We start from the raw sequence: 16,607 nt of genomic DNA on the forward strand, positions 1-16,607 counted from the left end.
ATTTCTGTTCCCCCACGGAGACGTATGTCAGGAGCTGCTATGCACAATCAAACCTCTTTTTCCGTACTGCCTGGCGCCGCGCCGGCGTCGATTATTCACGTCTTTGGTCATCGCAATCCCGATAGCGACACGATCTGCAGCGCGCTGGTTGTCGCCGACTGGCTCAACTATACCGCCAGGCCGGCTCGCCCTTTCCGCCTGGGGGAATTAACCCCGGAAACGCGCTATATCCTACAGGCTGCGGGAGTCGCGCCGCCGGATTTACTCCACGACGATCTGACCGATAAAAAGGTGTGGCTGGTTGATTTCACCGACGTTGAACAAGGTCCGCTAACGCTCCCCGACAGCGATGTGATCGGTATTATTGACCACCATCGCGTGGGAACCCTGGTGACCAAAAATCCGCCGGACGTTTGGATCCGCGCGGTAGGTTGCTGCGCGACGGTTATTCTCACCATCCTGACCACGGAGAGCCCGATGCCGCTTAGCGCGGCCCAGGCGACCCTGCTGCTGGGAGCCATACTCAGCGATACGGTTGCCCTCAGCGGCCCCACCACCACGGCGCGGGACCGCGAAGCGGTGGCGGTTTTGCGCGACATTGCCGGCGTTGATTACGACGCCTTCGTCTCCGGGCAGCTGGCAGCGAAAACCTCTCTGGCGGGTCAGTCCGCCGCGCAGCTGCTGCATCGCGATGCAAAAAATTACCGGATCCACGGCGTCTCTCTTCTGCTCGCGCAGATTGAGGTTCGCGACATGGCGGATATTAACCCGCATTTACCCGGGCTGAAGCAGGAGATGGAGCGCGCCAGGTTCGATATGGGGCTGGAGATGGTTGTGCTGATGCTAACCGACATTACCCATCACCATTCCGTACTCTACTTCACGCCCAACAGCCTTATCCCCAGCCAGCAGGTTTCCCTCCCGGGCATGACCAGCAGAAAAAAGGAAATTCTGCCCTGGCTGACCGAGCGCCTGGCCGCAGCGGATGAGCGATCGTGATATTTAACGGACGCCGCCCCGCTCAGGAGGCGGCCTGGGATTATGCCTCGCGGCGGGATACGTAATCTCGCGGGGCTTCGCCGGTGTAGATCTGCCGCGGGCGATAGATATTCAGCGGCGCTTCGTGCATCTCATTCCAGTGGGCCACCCAGCCCAACGTGCGGCCAACGGCGGTCACCACCACAAACATTGATGAAGGTAGCTTCATCGCCTTCAGGATCACCGCCGTATAGAAATCAACGCTGGGCGACAGGCCGTTTTCAACAAAATAAGGGTCGGTCAGCGCCACCTCTTCAAGGGCCATCGCCACCTGCAGCAGCCGATCCGACATTCCCAGCTCGGCAAGCACCCGGTGACAGGTATCGCGCAGGATCGCGGCGCGCGGGTCCAGGTGACGGTAGCGCGAGTTACCGAAGCCGAGGCGACGGAAGGCCTGCGGGTCGCGCTTCGCCTTACTCAGAAACACGGGCACCTGATCCACGGTTTCAATCTCTTCCAGCATCCGCATGCTGGCTTCGTTAGCCCCGCCGTGCATCGGCCCCCAGAGGGAGGCCAGTCCCGCCGCCACGCAGGCAAACAGGTTCGCCCCCGAGGAGCCGGCGGCCCGCACCGTAGTGGTGGAGGCGCACTGGCCGTGATCGGCATGCAGCACCAGAATCTGGTTCATCGCCTCCTCAATGACCGGATTCACCACGTATTTCTCCGCCGGAACCGCAAACAGCATATGCAGGAAATTCCCCGCATAGGAGAGATCGTTGCGCGGATAGGGCGCGGGCTGTTCGATGGCGTATTTATAGCTCATAGCGGCCAACGTCGGCATTTTTGACAGCAGACGCGTGGCCGCCAGGGCGCGGTGTTCAGGGTTTTCTACGTCCAGCACGTCATGGTAAAACGCCGCCAGTGCCCCGACCATCGCGCACATCAGGGCCATCGGATGGGAGTCGCGACGAAAGCCGCTGCACATCCGCGACATCTGTTCATGCACCAGCGTGTGGCGGGTGATCGTATTGCGGAAAGCCTGATAGCTGGCTTCATCCGGCGCCTCGCCCCGCAGCATGATATACGCCACCTCGAGGAACTCGCACTCCCGCGCCAGCTGATCTACCGGATAGCCGCGGTGCAGCAGCGTGCTGTTATCAGTATCAATATAGGAGATAGCCGACCGGCAGCCGGCGGTATTGGTAAAACCTGGGTCGAAGCTGCAGAGCTCCGACTGATTGAGCGCGCGGATATCAATCCCCACGCGGCCCAGCGTCCCGGAAACCGTCTCCAGGGGAATAGGCTGTTGCCCAGCGAAAGAAAGCGTTAGCGGTTGAGTTGCCATCCTGTAAAGTTCCCCCTGTACAAAAACGAGTCATAAACCTGAATCGATTCTTCAGGCGCAGCTCTCAACATAGCCGCAGCGGGGCCGCTATTCTTTGATTTGAATAGCTAAAAGGGACAATTATTGCCGCCATCAATTCATCACCGTTGCGGATCCATGACAGCGTCACCGGTCAAACCATCCCCAGATAGGCGTTCCTGACCTCCGGATTGTCGAGCAGCTCCCTCCCCGTGCCGCTGAGTCGGATCTGGCCGTTGACCATCACGTACGCCCGGTCAGAAAGCTTCAGCGCGTGGTGGGCGTTTTGCTCCACCAGAAAGATCGTCATGCCCTGTGCCGTCAGCTCGCGCAGGATCTGAAAGATTTGCTTCACCACCAGCGGCGCCAGGCCGAGGCTCGGCTCGTCGAGCAGCAGCAGCTTCGGCCGGCTCATCAGCGCCCGGGCAATCGCCAGCATCTGCTGCTCGCCGCCGGAAAGCGTCATCGCCCGCTGCGTCCGCCTTTCTTCAAGCCGGGGAAACAGCTGATACATGCGGCGCTTATCCTCTTCCTGATAGCGGCTGCCAATCGGGATGGTCCCCATCAGCAGGTTCTCTTCGACCGTCATATCCGCAAAAATCCGCCGCCCCTCCGGCGCCTGCGCGATGCCGTTGCCGGCGATAAAATGGGTGGATTTGCGGCTGATATCCTCCCCGCGATAGAGGATCTGCCCCTCGGCAATGCGCGGCTGACCAAAAATGGACATCAGCAGCGTGGATTTACCGGCGCCGTTGGCGCCGATCAGCGCTACCGTCTCTCCCTCATTGACCGCCAGCGAGACCTGGTTCAGCGCCTGAATCTGACCGTAAAAGACGTCCACCTGGCGAAACTCAAGCATCGGCTGACTCATACCGCAATCTCCTCTTCATCCGCGCCAAGATAAGCGGCGATAACGCTGATATTCGACTGGATCTCCTGCGGGGCGCCGCGGGCAATTACGTCCCCGCGGTCGAGGACGATAATATGATCGGAGATCTCCATCACCATCCCCATATCATGCTCGATCAGCAACACGGTGATGCCGTGATGCTGGCGCAGGAAGCGGATAATTCGGCTCAGGGCGTGCGTCTCCGCGGGGTTCAGCCCCGCAGCGGGCTCATCCAGGCAGATCATCTCCGGGCCGGTGCACATGGCCCGGGCAATCTCCAGCCGCCGCTGCTGGCCGTAGGAGAGTGTGCCGGCCAGCCGGTTGGCGCAGTCCACCAGATCCACCACCTCCAGCCAGTAGAAGGCGCGGTCGAGGGCCTGATTTTCGGCCCGACGATAGCCGCGGGTGTTGAGGATGCCGGCCACCAGGTTGCGGTTTACCTGCATATGCTGGGCCACCAGCAGATTTTCGATAACCGACATCTCGCGAAACAGGCGGATATTCTGGAAGGTCCGCGCCAGTCCGGCCCGGTTCACCAGATGCGTGCCGCCGAACATCTTGTAGTAGATCCTGGACCCCAAACGCGCCGGGTGCAGAAAATCATCGGGACGTATTTTTTGCCCGAGGACCTGAATCACGTCGGTCATCGCGGCGTGGGCGTTGAGCACAATCGCCCCGCCCGTGGCGCGATAAAACCCGGTCAGGCAGTTGAATACCGTGGTTTTCCCCGCGCCGTTCGGGCCGATCAGCGCGGTTATCGACCCCCTTTCCACGTCGAGGTTGACGTCGTTAAGCGCCTTGATGCCGCCAAAATGCATCATCAGATGCTCTACCCGCAGAATGCTGTCGCTCATGGTGCCACTCCCTTGCGCACGGAAACCCCCGTGCGGCTGGTGCGCACCAGCCCGCGCGGCCGCCAGATCATCATCAGTACCATCAGCACGCCAAACAGCAGGACGCGATACTCATCGAAGCCGCGCAGCAGCTCGGGGGCGACGGTCAGCACAAAGGCCGCCAGTACCACGCCCAGCGTCGATCCCATACCGCCCAGAACCACAATGGCCAGAATCAGCGCGGATTCAAAAAAGGTGAACGACGTCGGGTTAACAAACCCCTGGTAGGTGGCAAAAAAGACCCCGGCGATACCGGCGGTAGACGCGCCGAGCATAAAGGCCGAGAGCTTCACCAGCACGTGGTTGAGTCCCATCGCGCGGCAGGCAATTTCGTCCTCACGCAACGCTTCCCACGCGCGGCCGATAGGCATCCGCGTTAGGCGATGTTTGATAAGCAGCACCACCACCACCACCAGGCACAGCACGCCATAGATAAAGATAAACTTGAGGTTGGGGTTGTAGCTAACGTGGAGAAACTCATGGATTGGCACCCCGCCGTCCTTCGCACGGCGCCCGAACTCCAGACCGAACAGCGTCGGTGCCGGCACGGAAATGCCGTTCGGCCCGCCGGTAAAGCTGACCCAGTTGTTCAGCACCAGGCGAATAATTTCGCCGAATCCGAGGGTGACGATCGCCAGATAGTCCCCGTGCATGCGCAGTACCGGAAAGCCGAGCAGCGCCCCCGCCAGCGCCGCCATGATCGCCCCCAGCGGCAGCATCGCCCAGAATCCGAGCCCCAGATACTGGTAGCCCAGCGCCAGGCCATAGGCGCCAATCGCATAGAACGCCACGTAGCCCAAATCAAGCAGCCCGGCGAGGCCCACCACGATATTCAGCCCGAGCCCGAGCAGCACGTAAATCAGCCCGAGAATGGCCACCGTCAGCAGATACTTGGTGGCGATAGCCGGAAAGATGAGCGCCGCCAGCAGCAGTAGCGGCACAATCCAGCGCAGCCGCGAGCGATAGCCGACCGGACGAACGTACACGCCGTCATCGGCCCCTTCAAAACGGGCGATAAATTTGCGTCCGCCGCGGCTTTGCAGCAGCAGGCTCAGCAGCAGCCTCCCCACCATCACCACCGCGACGATGACCGCCACCCGCTGGGTGGAGAGTTCAAAACTGTAGCCTTTCAGCACAATGCCGACGATCGGTCCAAACACTATCAGCGCACACAACCCCGCCAGCACGCTATCAATCAGGCTTTTTTTAATATCAAGCCCTTGCCTGCGCGATACCTCACCCATGTTTTACCCCTTAAACCTTTGCGACCATCGGACGACCCAGCAGCCCCTGAGGGCGAAAAATCAAAATTGCCACCAGCAGAGCGAAGGAAAACACGTCTTTGTAATCAGAGTTCACCATCCCGGCAAACTGGGCCTCAGCCACCCCCAGCAGCAGGCCGCCGAGCATCGCGCCCGGTAGGGAGCCAATCCCGCCCAGCACCGCGGCGGTAAAGGCCTTAATACCAATAATGAAGCCGATATAAAAATCGAAGGTGCCGTAATTCATCGTCACCAGCACCCCGGCCAGCCCGGCCATCGCGGCGCCGATCATAAAGACCAGCGAGATAACCCGGTCGGTATTAATGCCGAGGATCGCGGCCATGCGCCGATCCTGCTGCGTAGCGCGGCAGACGCGCCCCAGCCGGGTATGGTTAATGACCCACGAGAGGATCAGCATCCCCGCCAGCGCGGCAACGAGAATAAATATTTTGGTCCACGTAATTTGCACCACGCCGTCGCCAACCTCGAAGCGCAGCACCCCCGTCAGCAGGGTCGGGATCCCCTGCTGGTTCGGCCCCTGGCTGATTTGCACATAGTTCTGCAGGATAAGCGACATGCCGATTGCCGAGATGAGCGGCGCCAGGCGGGTGGAGTTGCGTAGCGGGCGATAGGCGATACGCTCGATCGTCCAGCCGTAGACGCCGGTCACCACGATGGTGAACACCAGGGTGCCGAAGATCAGCAGCGGAAAGGAGTGAATGCCGAACCACGAGAGCAGCGCCAGGCCGATGGCGCAAAGGTAGGCGGAAACCATATAGACTTCGCCGTGCGCGAAGTTAATCATCCCGATAATGCCGTAAACCATGGTGTAGCCGATGGCAATTAATCCGTAAACGGCTCCCAGCGTCAGCCCATTAATCAGTTGTTGCAGAAAAAACGCTTCCATAGAAACCATCCTGCCAGTAAGCAGGCAGCGACCGGCAGGCTCCCGCCGTGCGCTGCCTTCAGTAGTACGACGCCCTTTTTACAGGGACAAAGAGTTCAGCAAACGGCTAAAGCTGGTGATACTTGCCCTTGTCATCCCACGCGTAGACCACATAATCCGACACCTTCAGATCGCCTTTACCGTCCCAGGCCTTTTTGCCCATCACCGTGTCAACGCTATGGCTTTTCAGCCACTCGCTGGCCTTGGTGTTGTCGGCACCCACCGCGTTATAGGCCGCAGCGATAGCCTGGATCGAGGCGTAGGCGTAAAGGGTATAGCCTTCCGGTTCGAAACCGCTGGCGCGGAACTTCTCAATCACCGTTTTGCCCTCAGGAATGGTGCGCGGATCTTTACCAAACGTCATCAGCACGCCGTTGGTAAACTGCGGGCCGCCGGCGGTGGTCACCAGCTCCTCGGTGACGACACAGTCGCCGGAGAAGAACTTAGCCTGCAGCCCCTGCTCCCGCATCTGCCGCACCAGCGGACCGGCTTCTGGATGACAGCCGCCGAAATAGACCACGTCAGGCTTCAGTGCGCCAATTTTGGTCACCAGGGCGTTGAAGTCCTTCTCACCCCGCGACAGCCCTTCGTACAGCACCTCCTTGGTGCCGCGTTTTGCCAGCGACGCGCGGGTGGCGTCGGCGAGCCCCTGACCGTAGGTATCCTTGTCGTGAATGACGGCAATTTTCTTCGCCTTCAGCACGTCAAGCATATAGTCCGCGGCAATCGCTCCCTGCTGGTCGTCACGCCCGCACATGCGGAACATATCCTTCATCCCGCGCTCGGTGATCAGCGGATTAGTCGACCCCGGCGTAATCGTCAGGATCCCCGCCTCGTCGTACACTTCGGATGCCGGCATCGTCGATGATGAGCAGAAGTGTCCGACAACCGCGGAAACCCCCGACTCATCAACCAGGCGGTTGGCTACCGCGACGGCCTGCTTCGGTTCACAGGCATCATCCCCCTGCACCAGCACAATTTTTTCGCCCTTGATTCCTCCCGCCGCGTTAATGTCTGCTACCGCCTGCGACGCCCCTTTCCAGTACTGGGCGCCATAGGAGGCATTGGGTCCGGTGAACGGCCCGGCAACGCCAATCTTCACATCCGCCTGTGCGTAAAATGCCACGCTCATACAACCTGCAATCGCAAAATGAAGAGTCAACTTTTTAAGTTTCAGAGACATTCAGATATTCCTCAGCGATTTATAACCTGGCGCCATTAAATGACGCGGAAAATATCACTTACCGTTTTGTTTGCCGAAGGCCGTTATCCAGCTGCAGCGGCTAAAGGTGGAAGAAGCAAAAACCCCGCCAGGAAGAAATGACATGACAGATCGCTTACTAATAGATGAGAGCAACGCGTAACAGCCGCGGTCACCGCCACCGACCAACGTGCATTTCAGGACAAGTCAGGAGATAGGTTGCCATCACGTGGCGAATTGAGGACTGCGGCATCCGTTCCGACCCGCGAGCTAAACATAGTTGTTCCTGGCAAGCGTTGCGCACCGGGCTGGTGCAAAAGTGCGAAAACGATCATGGGCGTGAAAAATTTTGTTGCAATATTGTGAACAAGATAGCAAGAGCGATCGTTTCGCCCCGCGGTTTCACTACGTAATGCAAAAAATAGATTATGCGTGCCAAAACCGCAGCCGATTTAGCGCATACCTAAAAAGCGAAAGCCGACGCCGGGCCCGGTTAATTCCCCATATAAAGGATTGACTTAACAACGCATAATACGAAAATGCTTCTTTTACGCGACTCACAGAATAAGCCCACGTCTATGATTATCCGCTCTCGTCGCTTTTTTATCGCTACCCTGGCCGCATCCGCCGCGGTGGTGGCGACCGCCTTTATCCTCGCCAGCTGCAGCCGCCAGCCGCCCCGTTCGCTGGTCACACCGCTGCCGCCGGCGGTTAAACAGGCGGCGCTGCCAAAAACGCACGAGCCGGTACGCGGCGTCTGGCTGACGACGGTCTCGCGCCTCGACTGGCCACCGGTGGGCTCGATCATTGCCAGCAGCCCGGAGAGCCGGATTAGCCAGCAGAAGGTGGCGCTGATTGCCAAGCTCGATAATCTGCAGCGCCTCGGGATTAACACCGTGTTCTTCCAGGTCAAACCCGACGGCACCGCGCTGTGGTCATCAAAGATTTTACCCTGGTCAGATATGCTGACCGGCGCCATTGGCGAAGACCCGGGCTACGATCCGCTGCAGTTTATGCTCGATGAGGCGCATAAGCGCGGGATGCGGGTTCACGCCTGGTTTAACCCCTACCGCGTGTCGGTGAACACCCGCCCGAAAACCGTCGCTGAGCTAAACCGTACACAGTCGCAAAGCCCGGCCAGCGTCTTTGTGCTGCACCGCGACTGGATCCGTACCGCCAGCGACCGCTTTGTTCTCGACCCGGGCATTCCGCAGGCTCGCGACTGGATAACCCGTATCGTCGCCGAAGTCGTCAAGCACTACCCGGTCGACGGGGTACAGTTTGACGACTATTTCTATACCGAAACGGCGGGCTCGGCCCTTAACGATAATCAAACCTTCCGGCAGTATGGTCAGGGATTTACCAGCAAGGCGGACTGGCGCCGGCACAATACCCAGCAGCTGATTGAGCAGGTGTCGCGCACCATCAAGCAGATTAACCCCAACGTGGAGTTTGGCGTCAGCCCGGCCGGCGTGTGGCGCAATCTTTCCCACGATCCCGCCGGCTCAGACACCCGCGGCGCGGCGGCTTACGATGAGTCCTACGCCGATACCCGTCGCTGGGTACAGCAGGGGCTGCTCGACTACATCGCGCCTCAGCTCTACTGGCCGTTTGCGCGCGACGCCGCCCGCTACGACGTACTCGCGAAATGGTGGGCGGAGGTCGTCAAGCCAACCCATACCCGGCTCTATATTGGCGTGGCGCTCTACAAAGTCGGTGAGCCGTCAAAAAATGAACCCGACTGGATGGTTAACGGCGGCGTACCGGAGCTGAAAAAGCAGCTCGACCTCAACGATGCGATCCCCGAAATCCAGGGCACCATTCTGTTCCGCGAGAACAATCTCAACCAGCCCCAGACCCGCCAGGCCGTCAACTATCTGCAGAGCCGCTGGGGAAATTAACCTCTGCCGCCTGCGGAACCCGTTCGCAGGCGCTTCCTCTCTACTTCCTCGGCCCCGGGCGTCGCGCGATGAGCCGGGTGCACTTTTTTTTCACCTGCGCGCAACTTTTCCCCTCGCTGCGGCGAACTGAATAGCTGAGATGAATGAGTTTGCCAAACCGGCACTCCCCAAAATCGCAGGAGCAGATAATGACACGCATCAAAACCCTCATCCGTACCCTGACCGTGACCGCCGTCCTGGGTCTCTCCGCCACCGCGTTCAGCGCCAGCGCGGCGCTGCCCGTCGGCGCGAAAGCCCCGGATTTTAAGCTGCAGGGCGCGCTCGCCGGTAAGCCGATGACCTTCTCCCTGCAGCAGGCGCTGCAAAAAGGGCCGGTGGTGCTCTATTTCTTCCCGGCGGCCTTTAGCGCCGGCTGCACCATTGAAGCCCATGACTTTGCTGAAGCCACCGACAGCTTCACTAAAATGGGGGCCACCGTGGTTGGCGTGACCGCGGGCAATACCGACCAGGTCAGCGACTTCTCCAAACTGGAGTGCCGGGATAAGTTCGCCGTCGCGGCGGACCCGGGTGCTAAGGTCGCCGCGCAGTACCAGACGCTGATGGAGATGAAAGGTAAAACGCTCTCCGATCGCACCTCGTACGTGATTGCGCCGGATGGCAACATCCTGCTGAGTTACACTGATAGAAACCCGGATGCACATATCGAGAAGACGCTCGCTGCCGTGAAGCAGTACGACGCCTCTCATCCGCAAACCCATTAAGTAAAGAGGCCAGCGATGTTAACCGCGATGCTGGCCGCCTTTATTGGCGGCATCATTCTCAACTTTATGCCCTGCGTTTTTCCGGTGATCTCCCTGAAGGCGCTGGGGCTGCTACGTCACGCCGATAACGCCGCCAGCGCCCGCCGCGAAGGTCTGGCGTTTTTGCTCGGCGTCGTTATTACCATGATGGCGCTGGCGGGCATTCTGCTGGCGGTGCGCGCCGGCGGCACCGCGGTCGGCTGGGGCTTCCAGCTGCAGTCGCCGCTGGTGATCGCGCTGCTCTCCCTGACGATCCTCGGCGCGGCCCTTAACCTGCTTGGCGTCTTTGAGGTCGGGCTGATGGCGCAGCGCGTCGGCGGGCTGGATATCGGCCGCGGCGCGTTTATCCGCTCGGCGCTCACCGGCGCGCTGGCGATCGTCGTCGCCACCCCCTGCGCCGCGCCCTTTATGGCCAGCGCGATTGGCTACGCCCTGGTCCAGCCGCCGGCGGTGTCGTTAACCATCTTCCTCGCGCTGGCGTTCGGCTTCGCCGCGCCCTTTACCCTGGTATCGCTCTTTCCGGCGCTGGCCAGAATATTGCCACGCCCCGGCCCGTGGATGGATATCCTGAAACGCGCGCTCGCCTTTCCGATGTTTGGCGCCTGGGCCTGGCTGGTGTGGGTTCTGGCGCAGCAGGCCGGAAGCGCGGCGCTGGCCGCCCTACTTGCCGCCTCGGTGGTGCTCAGCTTCGCCGCCTGGCTGTACGGTATTGCGCAGCGTCGCGCATTCCAGGGCAAGGGGCACCGGGTCCTGTTTGCGCTAACCGCCGCGCTGGTTGTGGCGGTTCTTGCGCCGCTGCCGGGGCTGGTTAAACCCGCCGCCTCCTCGTCGGAGCTCGGGCAGACGGCGGAGGTGTCGTCCCAGCGCTGGACGCCGCAAACCGTCGCCGCCCAGCGCGGTCACGGCAAGGCTATCTTTGTCAACTTTACCGCCTCCTGGTGTATTACCTGCCAGGTGAATGAAAAAACGTCGCTCTCCACCCAGGCGGTGAAAGAGGCGCTGGTAAAAACCGATACCCTCTATATGGTGGCGGACTCGACGAAATTTAATCCGGACGTCGACGATGCGCTCAACCAGTTCGGCCAGGGCGGACTGCCGCTGTACGTGGTTTATCCGGCCGACGGCGGGCCACCGAAGGTCCTGCCGCAGGTGCTGACGCCGGGGATTGTGGTCAATGCCCTGACCCAGGCCGCCGGCAAAAAAACGTAATAACAAGGCGGACTATGCAAACAAACGATAGCGCGCGCGAAAGCTGGCCCGCGCTAATGGAGCAGGCGCAGGCGGGCGACAGGCTCGCCTACACCCGGCTGCTCAAGGCGCTGGTACCGACGATCCGCTCACAGGTGCGCAAACGGATCGCCGACGAGGCGCTGATGGAAGACGTTATCCAGGATGTGCTGCTCAGCGTGCATCGGGTGCGTCACACCTACGATCCGGCCTTTCCCTTTCTGCCCTGGCTGCTGGCGATTATCTCGGCCCGCACCGTGGACGCGCTGCGGCGGCGCGGGCGCTATCAGCACTGGGAAATTTCTGACGAGGCGCTGCCCGAGGCGGCGGCAGCCGACCCGCCGCGCCAGGACAGCCGGGAGGAGCTGGCAGGCTACCTGCGTCAGCTTCCCCTGCGCCAGCGTGAAATTGTCGAGCACGTTCATCTGCGCGAAATGAGCCTGGCGGAAGCGGCCACCCATAACAATCTCAGCGTGGCGGCGGTGAAATCGCTGCTGCATCGGGCGTTGAAAAACCTGCGCCGATTTGGAGCCCACCATGACCGAACATAATCTGCTTATTGAAAAACTCGGCCGCGAAATGCGCCCGGTAAAACGTCCGTGGCCGACCGGCTGGCGCGTCGCCGGCTGGCTGGCGGTGGCCCTGCCGTGCGCCTGTGCCGCCAGTTTACTGGTACCGCGCGGCCTCACCGACTGGTCGCAGCCCGGCGCGCGGCTGGCGGTGGTGCAGCTGGTGCTGGCATTTCTGCTCGGAACGTTAACCATTCGCCGCGCCTTTACCATGAGCATTGCCGGGCGCCGGAGCATCAGCTGGAAGGCGCTGTTGCCCATCGGCCTGATGTGGCTCGGCCTGAGCATCAGCAGTATTCCCGGCGACGCGCCGCCGCTTCACGATGACGATAGCGTCAGCTGCTTTACCTTTCTGCTGGTCGTCAGTACGCCGATGATGGTGCTGACGATCGCCAGCCTGCGGCGCACCCGGGCGCTCTATCCGGCGCGCAGCCTGGCGATGGCCGGGCTCGGCGTTGCCAGCCTGGCGGTGAGCCTGCTGGCGTTTTGCCATCCGGTGCATCTGCACCTGCTCGATTTTGCGCTGCACCTGGCGGCGATCGTCACCATCGTCGCGCTGACGGTGGTTGTCGGCAGGCGTTGGGTTAGCGTACGCTAACCCGATAACCCGCTCTGCAGGCGGGCATGGTTTCTGAGTGTGTGGGTGGTAATGGCCTGGTAAACCGTCGGGGAAAAATCTTCCGGCAGCGACGCGCTGACCGCATCGACCACCCGCGGCAGGTTATCGGCAAAATAGCGCAGGATCTCCAGCATCTGCTGCTGCGCAAATCCCACCTCTTTTGCCGTGGCGAGGAAATGACGCGGATAGATAGTCTGAATCTCCGTTTTCCGCCCTTTCGACGCTTTCAGGCTCATCGACAGCTTAAGGTCACTGATATGCAAACCCGCGCCGCCGAGAAGCGGAAACGCCGAGATAATGTCGTAGAACGGCGTCAGGCGGTAGCTGCCGCCGGGCTGCAGGAAAATGGAAAAATTCTTCGCATGACCGTCGGTGGCGCCGATCAGCCATTGAAAAACGATGAACTTCATAAAATCGTCGCGATCCTTCAGCGCCTCGCTGGAGCCGAGCAGAAATGCCATGATGCTGGCGATCCCCGGCCCGCCGTCCGACTCGTATTTCATCGAGGAAGGAATGCCGAACGCCTGGCACAGATCCTCCTGCGGCAAGCGCAGCAGCCGCGTGTTTTCCTGCGCCCAGCGGCGGTCAAAGCGCTCAACGGCCAGCGCCCGGATGCTGCGGGTGGTCATAATTTCCGCATCCGGCACGGCAAAACCCAGCGCCCGCGCCAGGGCCAGACAGAGATATTCGTTATCGACGCTTTCGCTGAGATCCAGCACCGCGTCCGGCTGCCTTATCTCGCCGATCGGCAGTTTAATAATATGCGTCGTCGGCGTTGTCGCCGTCGGTATGCACCAGCGGCCGTCCATCTTCAGCAGCGCCGTTTTCTCCTGGGCGCCGGCGACCGATATTCTGAACTCCTCCTGGCCGTTAATCATGCCCAGCGGAATATCCGCGCGGTAGGCCGTCAGCAGCGCGTCCAGCCTGGCGTCGTCGAGCGCTTCCCAGGTCAGGGCGCCGGTCGCCGGAGCGGCGCCCTCGGGCAGAAGAGTGACCGCCCCGACGCTGTCGCGTCCCACCTCGGCCAGCAGGTCGAAGGGCTGCTTCGAGCGGGCCTGATAGCGCTTAACAATGCGGTCACGCACCAGCGGACTGTCGGGCAGCAGGTTGTCGAAGTAGTTAAACACCGCATCCGAGGTGATGTTGCCGAACTGCAGCGGCAGCGACAGGGAGAGCGGGCGGGCGCGCGGGTTTTGCAGCCAGCGTGGTTCATAACGGAACTGATGCGCGCCGTTGGCCAGCTTGACCAGCTCCCCGACGCGTTCATTGTTCATCCACGTAACGAGCGTCGCCATTACCACTCCAGATCCCGTTGGCTATCCTGTTGCTCAGGACCCGACGTCGCGCCCTTTTCGCACACCACCATGGTCATTTCAAGAGATTGTAAAATCTTAAACAGCGTGGTGAGAGTGGTTTTGTCCGGATGGTTTTCGAAGTTCGAGATCGTCGCCTGCTTAATGCCTATCCGGCGAGCCAGATCGCTTTGCGTCCATTGGTTTTTTTGCCGCACCAGCTTGATATGGTTTGCCAGCTGGGCCGGGCTGTAGATCGTCGGAGGCGTTATCATGGTCTTATCTATCCTCTTGTGGGGATAAGACTCTATTTATACCCTTGTGAGGATAATGTCAACTTTTAGCTGAGATATCCCCGTGAGGGGATAAATGCGTTGATATCCTTTGGTGGGGATAAGACGTCAAATATCCCCTGTTAAGGATAATGAGTGCGGCCCGATCGCCGCGATCGGGCCAGGATCTACCCGCTCATCAGCTCATCATAGAGGAGGCGCAGGCGCGTACGCAGGTAGAGTACGGCTTTATGCTTGCGCGATAGCAGGGCCTGCTCGCTGGCCCCGCACTCTGCGGCCAGCTCTTTGTAGCTGTAGCCCAGCAGCTCGGTCTTTTCAAAGACCTCCCGCTGGGCGGCGGGCAGTTCGGCTAGCGCCTGGTTCAGCTCCTCCCACAGCAGCTCCTTCAGGTACTCGTCCTCCGGCGTTTGCGGCACCCCGAACAGGGTCTCCGCCAGCTCATCTTCCGGGAACTCGTCCTCCTCATCCCCGGTGAAGTAGTCCGCCAGCGGCAGCTCGCGCTTTTTGCGCGCCCGGTCGGTCATTTCGTTGCGCGCGGCGCGGAACAGCCAGGCGGCAACGTTCTCCACCGGCTGCTCGACCTTCATCAACTGCCAGGTCACTTCCTGCAGAATATCGTCAGCCTCGTCGCGTACCGACGTGCGGCCGCGAATAAAGGCCTTCAGCCGGGATCGGCAGGCGTTGAGCGCCGAAACAAGCAGTGACTCCCCCGCCGCTGCGCCTTTCATTTCGCTCACTCGGTCGGCGTCGTTTTAGACGCATCGTCTGCCGGCTGCGCGGGCTCATTGCGGCGATCGCGCCAGCTGCAGTGCCCGCGATGGTCGCGGCGGTCGCGGTGACCAAAGCGCTGCATAAACTCTTCGCGCTGCTCGGGATTCATCCGCATCCAGCGTTCATGCATGCGCCGACGCTCGCGTCCCATGCCGAACATTCCCGGGCGGAAGCCAAGGCCGCCGAAGAGGATCCTCGACAGCGCCAGCAGACCTAAGGCCTGCCAGAAGCCGATGCTTTTAACGCCAATAATCGCCGGCAGCAGCGCGTTCCACAGCGACATCACCACCAGCCCAAGTAGCGCGACGATCGCCACGCCAACGATCAGCGCTTTGCCCATCCGAGGGTGGCCAAAGCCGTAGTGACGGCGGTTGTCATGCATATCAAAATTTCTCATCCTGTTGCTACCTCATGATTGTCGTGAATAAAGACTGCTGATGAGGTAGACGAATGAGCCGGAGAAATATTGCTAACAATTTTAAAAAAGCGGCTAAATATATTCATGCGCTGAATTTTGGGCAGCGAAGTTGCGCGCGCTAAAAGCTCATCGCCAGGCCAACGCCGTAGCCCTGGGTATTCTCACCAAACATATAGCGCGCCACGAGGCGGGTGCGGCTGATAAAAAAGTCATACTTACTGCTATCCAGCTCCAGGCCGATCCCCAGCGAGCTGAGGCCGTTGAAGCCCAGCTGCCCGCGCTGATCGCCCAGATACTCCGTATGGGCTCCTTCGAGAACGTAGCGCACCGGGCTTTTCAGCAGCGTCCAGTCGGCGATGGGTGCCCGGCGGCGAACGTAGAGTCCGAGGTTTTCGGCGCTGGCCTGACCGCTGACCGCCTCGGACGTATTGCCGAAAGTCTGCAGGCTCATGGCCGAGTAGCGAAGTTCGATATCAATATCCTGGGCGGGAGAAAACAGCTCGTAGTCCAGCATCAGCGACCCGCCCAGGCCGTAGGCGTTGAGCCTGCCGCCGTCGAGGAATTGAAAATCGGCGTCCCTGCGCCGCTCAATCGCCCAGCTGCCGATACGCACGTCGCTGGCCATCGTGCCCAGCATCACGTTAACGATGGGCCGCAGCACCAGGCTGCCGCCCCACCGGTCTTTATAGAGCCGGAAATCCCAGCCGACGCCGCCGGTGGCGGTGAGGCTGTTCCAGCGGGTCGGTATTTTTCGACTGTCGCTGCCGTCGCTGAGCACAAACTGCGGATCGTAGCGGCTGTAGCCCATCGTGCCCTCAAGGTAAATCGGGACGCTTTCACTCATCGTCGCGCCGCCGCCGAACTGGGTAATCGACAGCTTGTTCTTCTCGTTGGTGCCGGAGCCGATATTAAGATCGCTGGCGGTAACGTCGGGGACGACGGTATAGCTCATCAGCATCAATACCGCGTTCGCCCGCTGCTTTAAATGGCCGCCGTCGACGGCGAAGGCAGAGAATGAGGCCAGCGCCAGAGCGGCAGTCAGCGTGGAGAAGGTGCGGAGTAAGGAAACGCTCATAGCTTAGTGGTCACCTCGTCCGCCGATTAGCGATTAGCCTGACCCAACGGGCCCGTTTGCTATCCAGTATAGCGGCACTCCGGCGCCACCGGGCGGCATTGCGCCACGCC

17 protein-coding genes are annotated in these 16,607 nt (G+C 60.6%); 6 read left to right on the top strand and 11 right to left on the bottom strand.

Annotated elements, in window-relative coordinates:
- The first annotated feature begins 39 nt into the window (after positions 1 to 39).
- Positions 40 to 999, top strand: a complete 960-nt coding sequence (locus GVK32_RS25780; RefSeq protein ID WP_227697905.1) for a DHHA2 domain-containing protein — start codon at positions 40 to 42, stop codon at positions 997 to 999.
- Positions 1,000 to 1,039: 40 nt separating this feature from the next.
- Here the strand turns inward: GVK32_RS25780 and GVK32_RS25785 are convergent, their stop codons facing one another.
- From GVK32_RS25785 to GVK32_RS25810, 6 genes are all read right to left on the bottom strand, one after another.
- Positions 1,040 to 2,323: a citrate synthase gene (locus GVK32_RS25785; protein ID WP_159873461.1), complete on the bottom strand. Its 1,284-nt coding sequence runs from the start codon at positions 2,321 to 2,323 to the stop codon at positions 1,040 to 1,042.
- A gap of 172 nt (positions 2,324 to 2,495) precedes the next feature.
- A complete protein-coding gene (locus GVK32_RS25790; RefSeq protein WP_159873463.1) occupies positions 2,496 to 3,212 on the bottom strand; it encodes an ABC transporter ATP-binding protein in 717 nt (238 codons plus the stop codon).
- Positions 3,209 to 4,084: an ABC transporter ATP-binding protein gene (locus GVK32_RS25795; RefSeq protein WP_045855347.1), complete on the bottom strand. Its 876-nt coding sequence runs from the start codon at positions 4,082 to 4,084 to the stop codon at positions 3,209 to 3,211. The genes GVK32_RS25790 and GVK32_RS25795 overlap by 4 nt, the downstream gene beginning before the upstream one ends.
- Positions 4,081 to 5,367 carry a high-affinity branched-chain amino acid ABC transporter permease LivM gene (gene livM, locus GVK32_RS25800; protein WP_159873465.1) on the bottom strand — a complete coding sequence of 429 codons (1,287 nt, stop codon included), beginning with the start codon at positions 5,365 to 5,367 and terminating at the stop codon, positions 4,081 to 4,083. Before livM ends, GVK32_RS25795 begins: the two co-directional genes overlap by 4 nt.
- A 10-nt stretch (positions 5,368 to 5,377) precedes the next feature.
- Positions 5,378 to 6,292, bottom strand: a complete 915-nt coding sequence (locus GVK32_RS25805) for a branched-chain amino acid ABC transporter permease (protein ID WP_041145492.1) — start codon at positions 6,290 to 6,292, stop codon at positions 5,378 to 5,380.
- Between the two features lie 106 nt (positions 6,293 to 6,398).
- Complete coding sequence (locus tag GVK32_RS25810; RefSeq protein ID WP_200842943.1) at positions 6,399 to 7,457, bottom strand: branched-chain amino acid ABC transporter substrate-binding protein; 1,059 nt, start codon at positions 7,455 to 7,457, stop codon at positions 6,399 to 6,401.
- A gap of 653 nt (positions 7,458 to 8,110) precedes the next feature.
- Between GVK32_RS25810 and GVK32_RS25815 the strand changes: the two genes are divergently transcribed.
- The 5 genes from GVK32_RS25815 (at position 8,111) to GVK32_RS25835 (ending at position 12,627) form a co-directional block, all read left to right on the top strand.
- The gene (locus GVK32_RS25815; RefSeq protein WP_159873469.1) at positions 8,111 to 9,433 is read left to right on the top strand and encodes a glycoside hydrolase family 10 protein; all 1,323 of its coding nucleotides are present in this window, start codon (positions 8,111 to 8,113) and stop codon (positions 9,431 to 9,433) included.
- A gap of 188 nt (positions 9,434 to 9,621) precedes the next feature.
- The gene (locus tag GVK32_RS25820) at positions 9,622 to 10,194 is read left to right on the top strand and encodes a peroxiredoxin (protein ID WP_132510399.1); all 573 of its coding nucleotides are present in this window, start codon (positions 9,622 to 9,624) and stop codon (positions 10,192 to 10,194) included.
- Positions 10,195 to 10,209: 15 nt separating this feature from the next.
- Positions 10,210 to 11,442, top strand: a complete 1,233-nt coding sequence (locus tag GVK32_RS25825; protein ID WP_159873471.1) for a protein-disulfide reductase DsbD — start codon at positions 10,210 to 10,212, stop codon at positions 11,440 to 11,442.
- A 14-nt stretch (positions 11,443 to 11,456) separates the two neighbouring features.
- Positions 11,457 to 12,011 carry a sigma-70 family RNA polymerase sigma factor gene (locus GVK32_RS25830; protein WP_159873473.1) on the top strand — a complete coding sequence of 185 codons (555 nt, stop codon included), beginning with the start codon at positions 11,457 to 11,459 and terminating at the stop codon, positions 12,009 to 12,011.
- The gene (locus GVK32_RS25835; protein ID WP_159873475.1) at positions 11,998 to 12,627 is read left to right on the top strand and encodes an NrsF family protein; all 630 of its coding nucleotides are present in this window, start codon (positions 11,998 to 12,000) and stop codon (positions 12,625 to 12,627) included. The genes GVK32_RS25830 and GVK32_RS25835 overlap by 14 nt, the downstream gene beginning before the upstream one ends.
- Here GVK32_RS25835 and GVK32_RS25840 read toward each other — a convergent pair.
- The 5 genes from GVK32_RS25840 to GVK32_RS25860 all read right to left on the bottom strand — a co-directional run bounded on the left by GVK32_RS25840 (position 12,624) and on the right by GVK32_RS25860 (position 16,497).
- Entirely contained in the window at positions 12,624 to 13,943 is a 1,320-nt protein-coding gene (locus tag GVK32_RS25840; RefSeq protein ID WP_159873477.1) for a type II toxin-antitoxin system HipA family toxin, read from the bottom strand. The two genes, GVK32_RS25835 and GVK32_RS25840, sit on opposite strands and share 4 nt — an antisense overlap.
- Positions 13,943 to 14,215 (bottom strand): type II toxin-antitoxin system antitoxin HipB, encoded by a 273-nt coding sequence (hipB, locus tag GVK32_RS25845; RefSeq protein WP_045855339.1) that lies wholly within the window; start codon positions 14,213 to 14,215, stop codon positions 13,943 to 13,945. The genes GVK32_RS25840 and hipB overlap by 1 nt, the downstream gene beginning before the upstream one ends.
- A 185-nt stretch (positions 14,216 to 14,400) precedes the next feature.
- Positions 14,401 to 14,961: an RNA polymerase sigma factor gene (locus tag GVK32_RS25850; protein WP_159873499.1), complete on the bottom strand. Its 561-nt coding sequence runs from the start codon at positions 14,959 to 14,961 to the stop codon at positions 14,401 to 14,403.
- Positions 14,962 to 14,966: 5 nt separating this feature from the next.
- Positions 14,967 to 15,401: a hypothetical protein gene (locus GVK32_RS25855; protein ID WP_159873479.1), complete on the bottom strand. Its 435-nt coding sequence runs from the start codon at positions 15,399 to 15,401 to the stop codon at positions 14,967 to 14,969.
- Between the two features lie 139 nt (positions 15,402 to 15,540).
- The gene (locus GVK32_RS25860) at positions 15,541 to 16,497 is read right to left on the bottom strand and encodes a hypothetical protein (protein WP_159873481.1); all 957 of its coding nucleotides are present in this window, start codon (positions 16,495 to 16,497) and stop codon (positions 15,541 to 15,543) included.
- Between the last annotated feature and the right edge of the window lie 110 nt (positions 16,498 to 16,607).

Source organism: Klebsiella sp. 18074 (assembly GCF_902705905.1).
Classification (GTDB): Bacteria; Pseudomonadota; Gammaproteobacteria; order Enterobacterales; family Enterobacteriaceae; genus Klebsiella; species Klebsiella terrigena.

Bases quoted from the DNA above. Each gene is read 5' to 3' on its own strand.
- GVK32_RS25840 (WP_159873477.1), bottom strand. From the start codon at position 13,943: ATGGCGACGCTCGTTACGTGGATGAACAATGAACGCGTCGGGGAGCTG.
- GVK32_RS25820 (WP_132510399.1), top strand. From the start codon at position 9,622: ATGACACGCATCAAAACCCTCATCCGTACCCTGACCGTGACCGCCGTC.
- GVK32_RS25850 (WP_159873499.1), bottom strand. From the start codon at position 14,961: ATGAAAGGCGCAGCGGCGGGGGAGTCACTGCTTGTTTCGGCGCTCAAC.
- GVK32_RS25825 (WP_159873471.1), top strand. From the start codon at position 10,210: ATGTTAACCGCGATGCTGGCCGCCTTTATTGGCGGCATCATTCTCAAC.
- GVK32_RS25790 (WP_159873463.1), bottom strand. From the start codon at position 3,212: ATGAGTCAGCCGATGCTTGAGTTTCGCCAGGTGGACGTCTTTTACGGT.
- hipB (WP_045855339.1), bottom strand. From the start codon at position 14,215: ATGATAACGCCTCCGACGATCTACAGCCCGGCCCAGCTGGCAAACCAT.
- GVK32_RS25855 (WP_159873479.1), bottom strand. From the start codon at position 15,401: ATGAGAAATTTTGATATGCATGACAACCGCCGTCACTACGGCTTTGGC.
- GVK32_RS25830 (WP_159873473.1), top strand. From the start codon at position 11,457: ATGCAAACAAACGATAGCGCGCGCGAAAGCTGGCCCGCGCTAATGGAG.
- GVK32_RS25860 (WP_159873481.1), bottom strand. From the start codon at position 16,497: ATGAGCGTTTCCTTACTCCGCACCTTCTCCACGCTGACTGCCGCTCTG.
- GVK32_RS25795 (WP_045855347.1), bottom strand. From the start codon at position 4,084: ATGAGCGACAGCATTCTGCGGGTAGAGCATCTGATGATGCATTTTGGC.
- GVK32_RS25835 (WP_159873475.1), top strand. From the start codon at position 11,998: ATGACCGAACATAATCTGCTTATTGAAAAACTCGGCCGCGAAATGCGC.
- GVK32_RS25780 (WP_227697905.1), top strand. From the start codon at position 40: ATGCACAATCAAACCTCTTTTTCCGTACTGCCTGGCGCCGCGCCGGCG.
- livM (WP_159873465.1), bottom strand. From the start codon at position 5,367: ATGGGTGAGGTATCGCGCAGGCAAGGGCTTGATATTAAAAAAAGCCTG.
- GVK32_RS25785 (WP_159873461.1), bottom strand. From the start codon at position 2,323: ATGGCAACTCAACCGCTAACGCTTTCTTTCGCTGGGCAACAGCCTATT.
- GVK32_RS25815 (WP_159873469.1), top strand. From the start codon at position 8,111: ATGATTATCCGCTCTCGTCGCTTTTTTATCGCTACCCTGGCCGCATCC.
- GVK32_RS25805 (WP_041145492.1), bottom strand. From the start codon at position 6,292: ATGGAAGCGTTTTTTCTGCAACAACTGATTAATGGGCTGACGCTGGGA.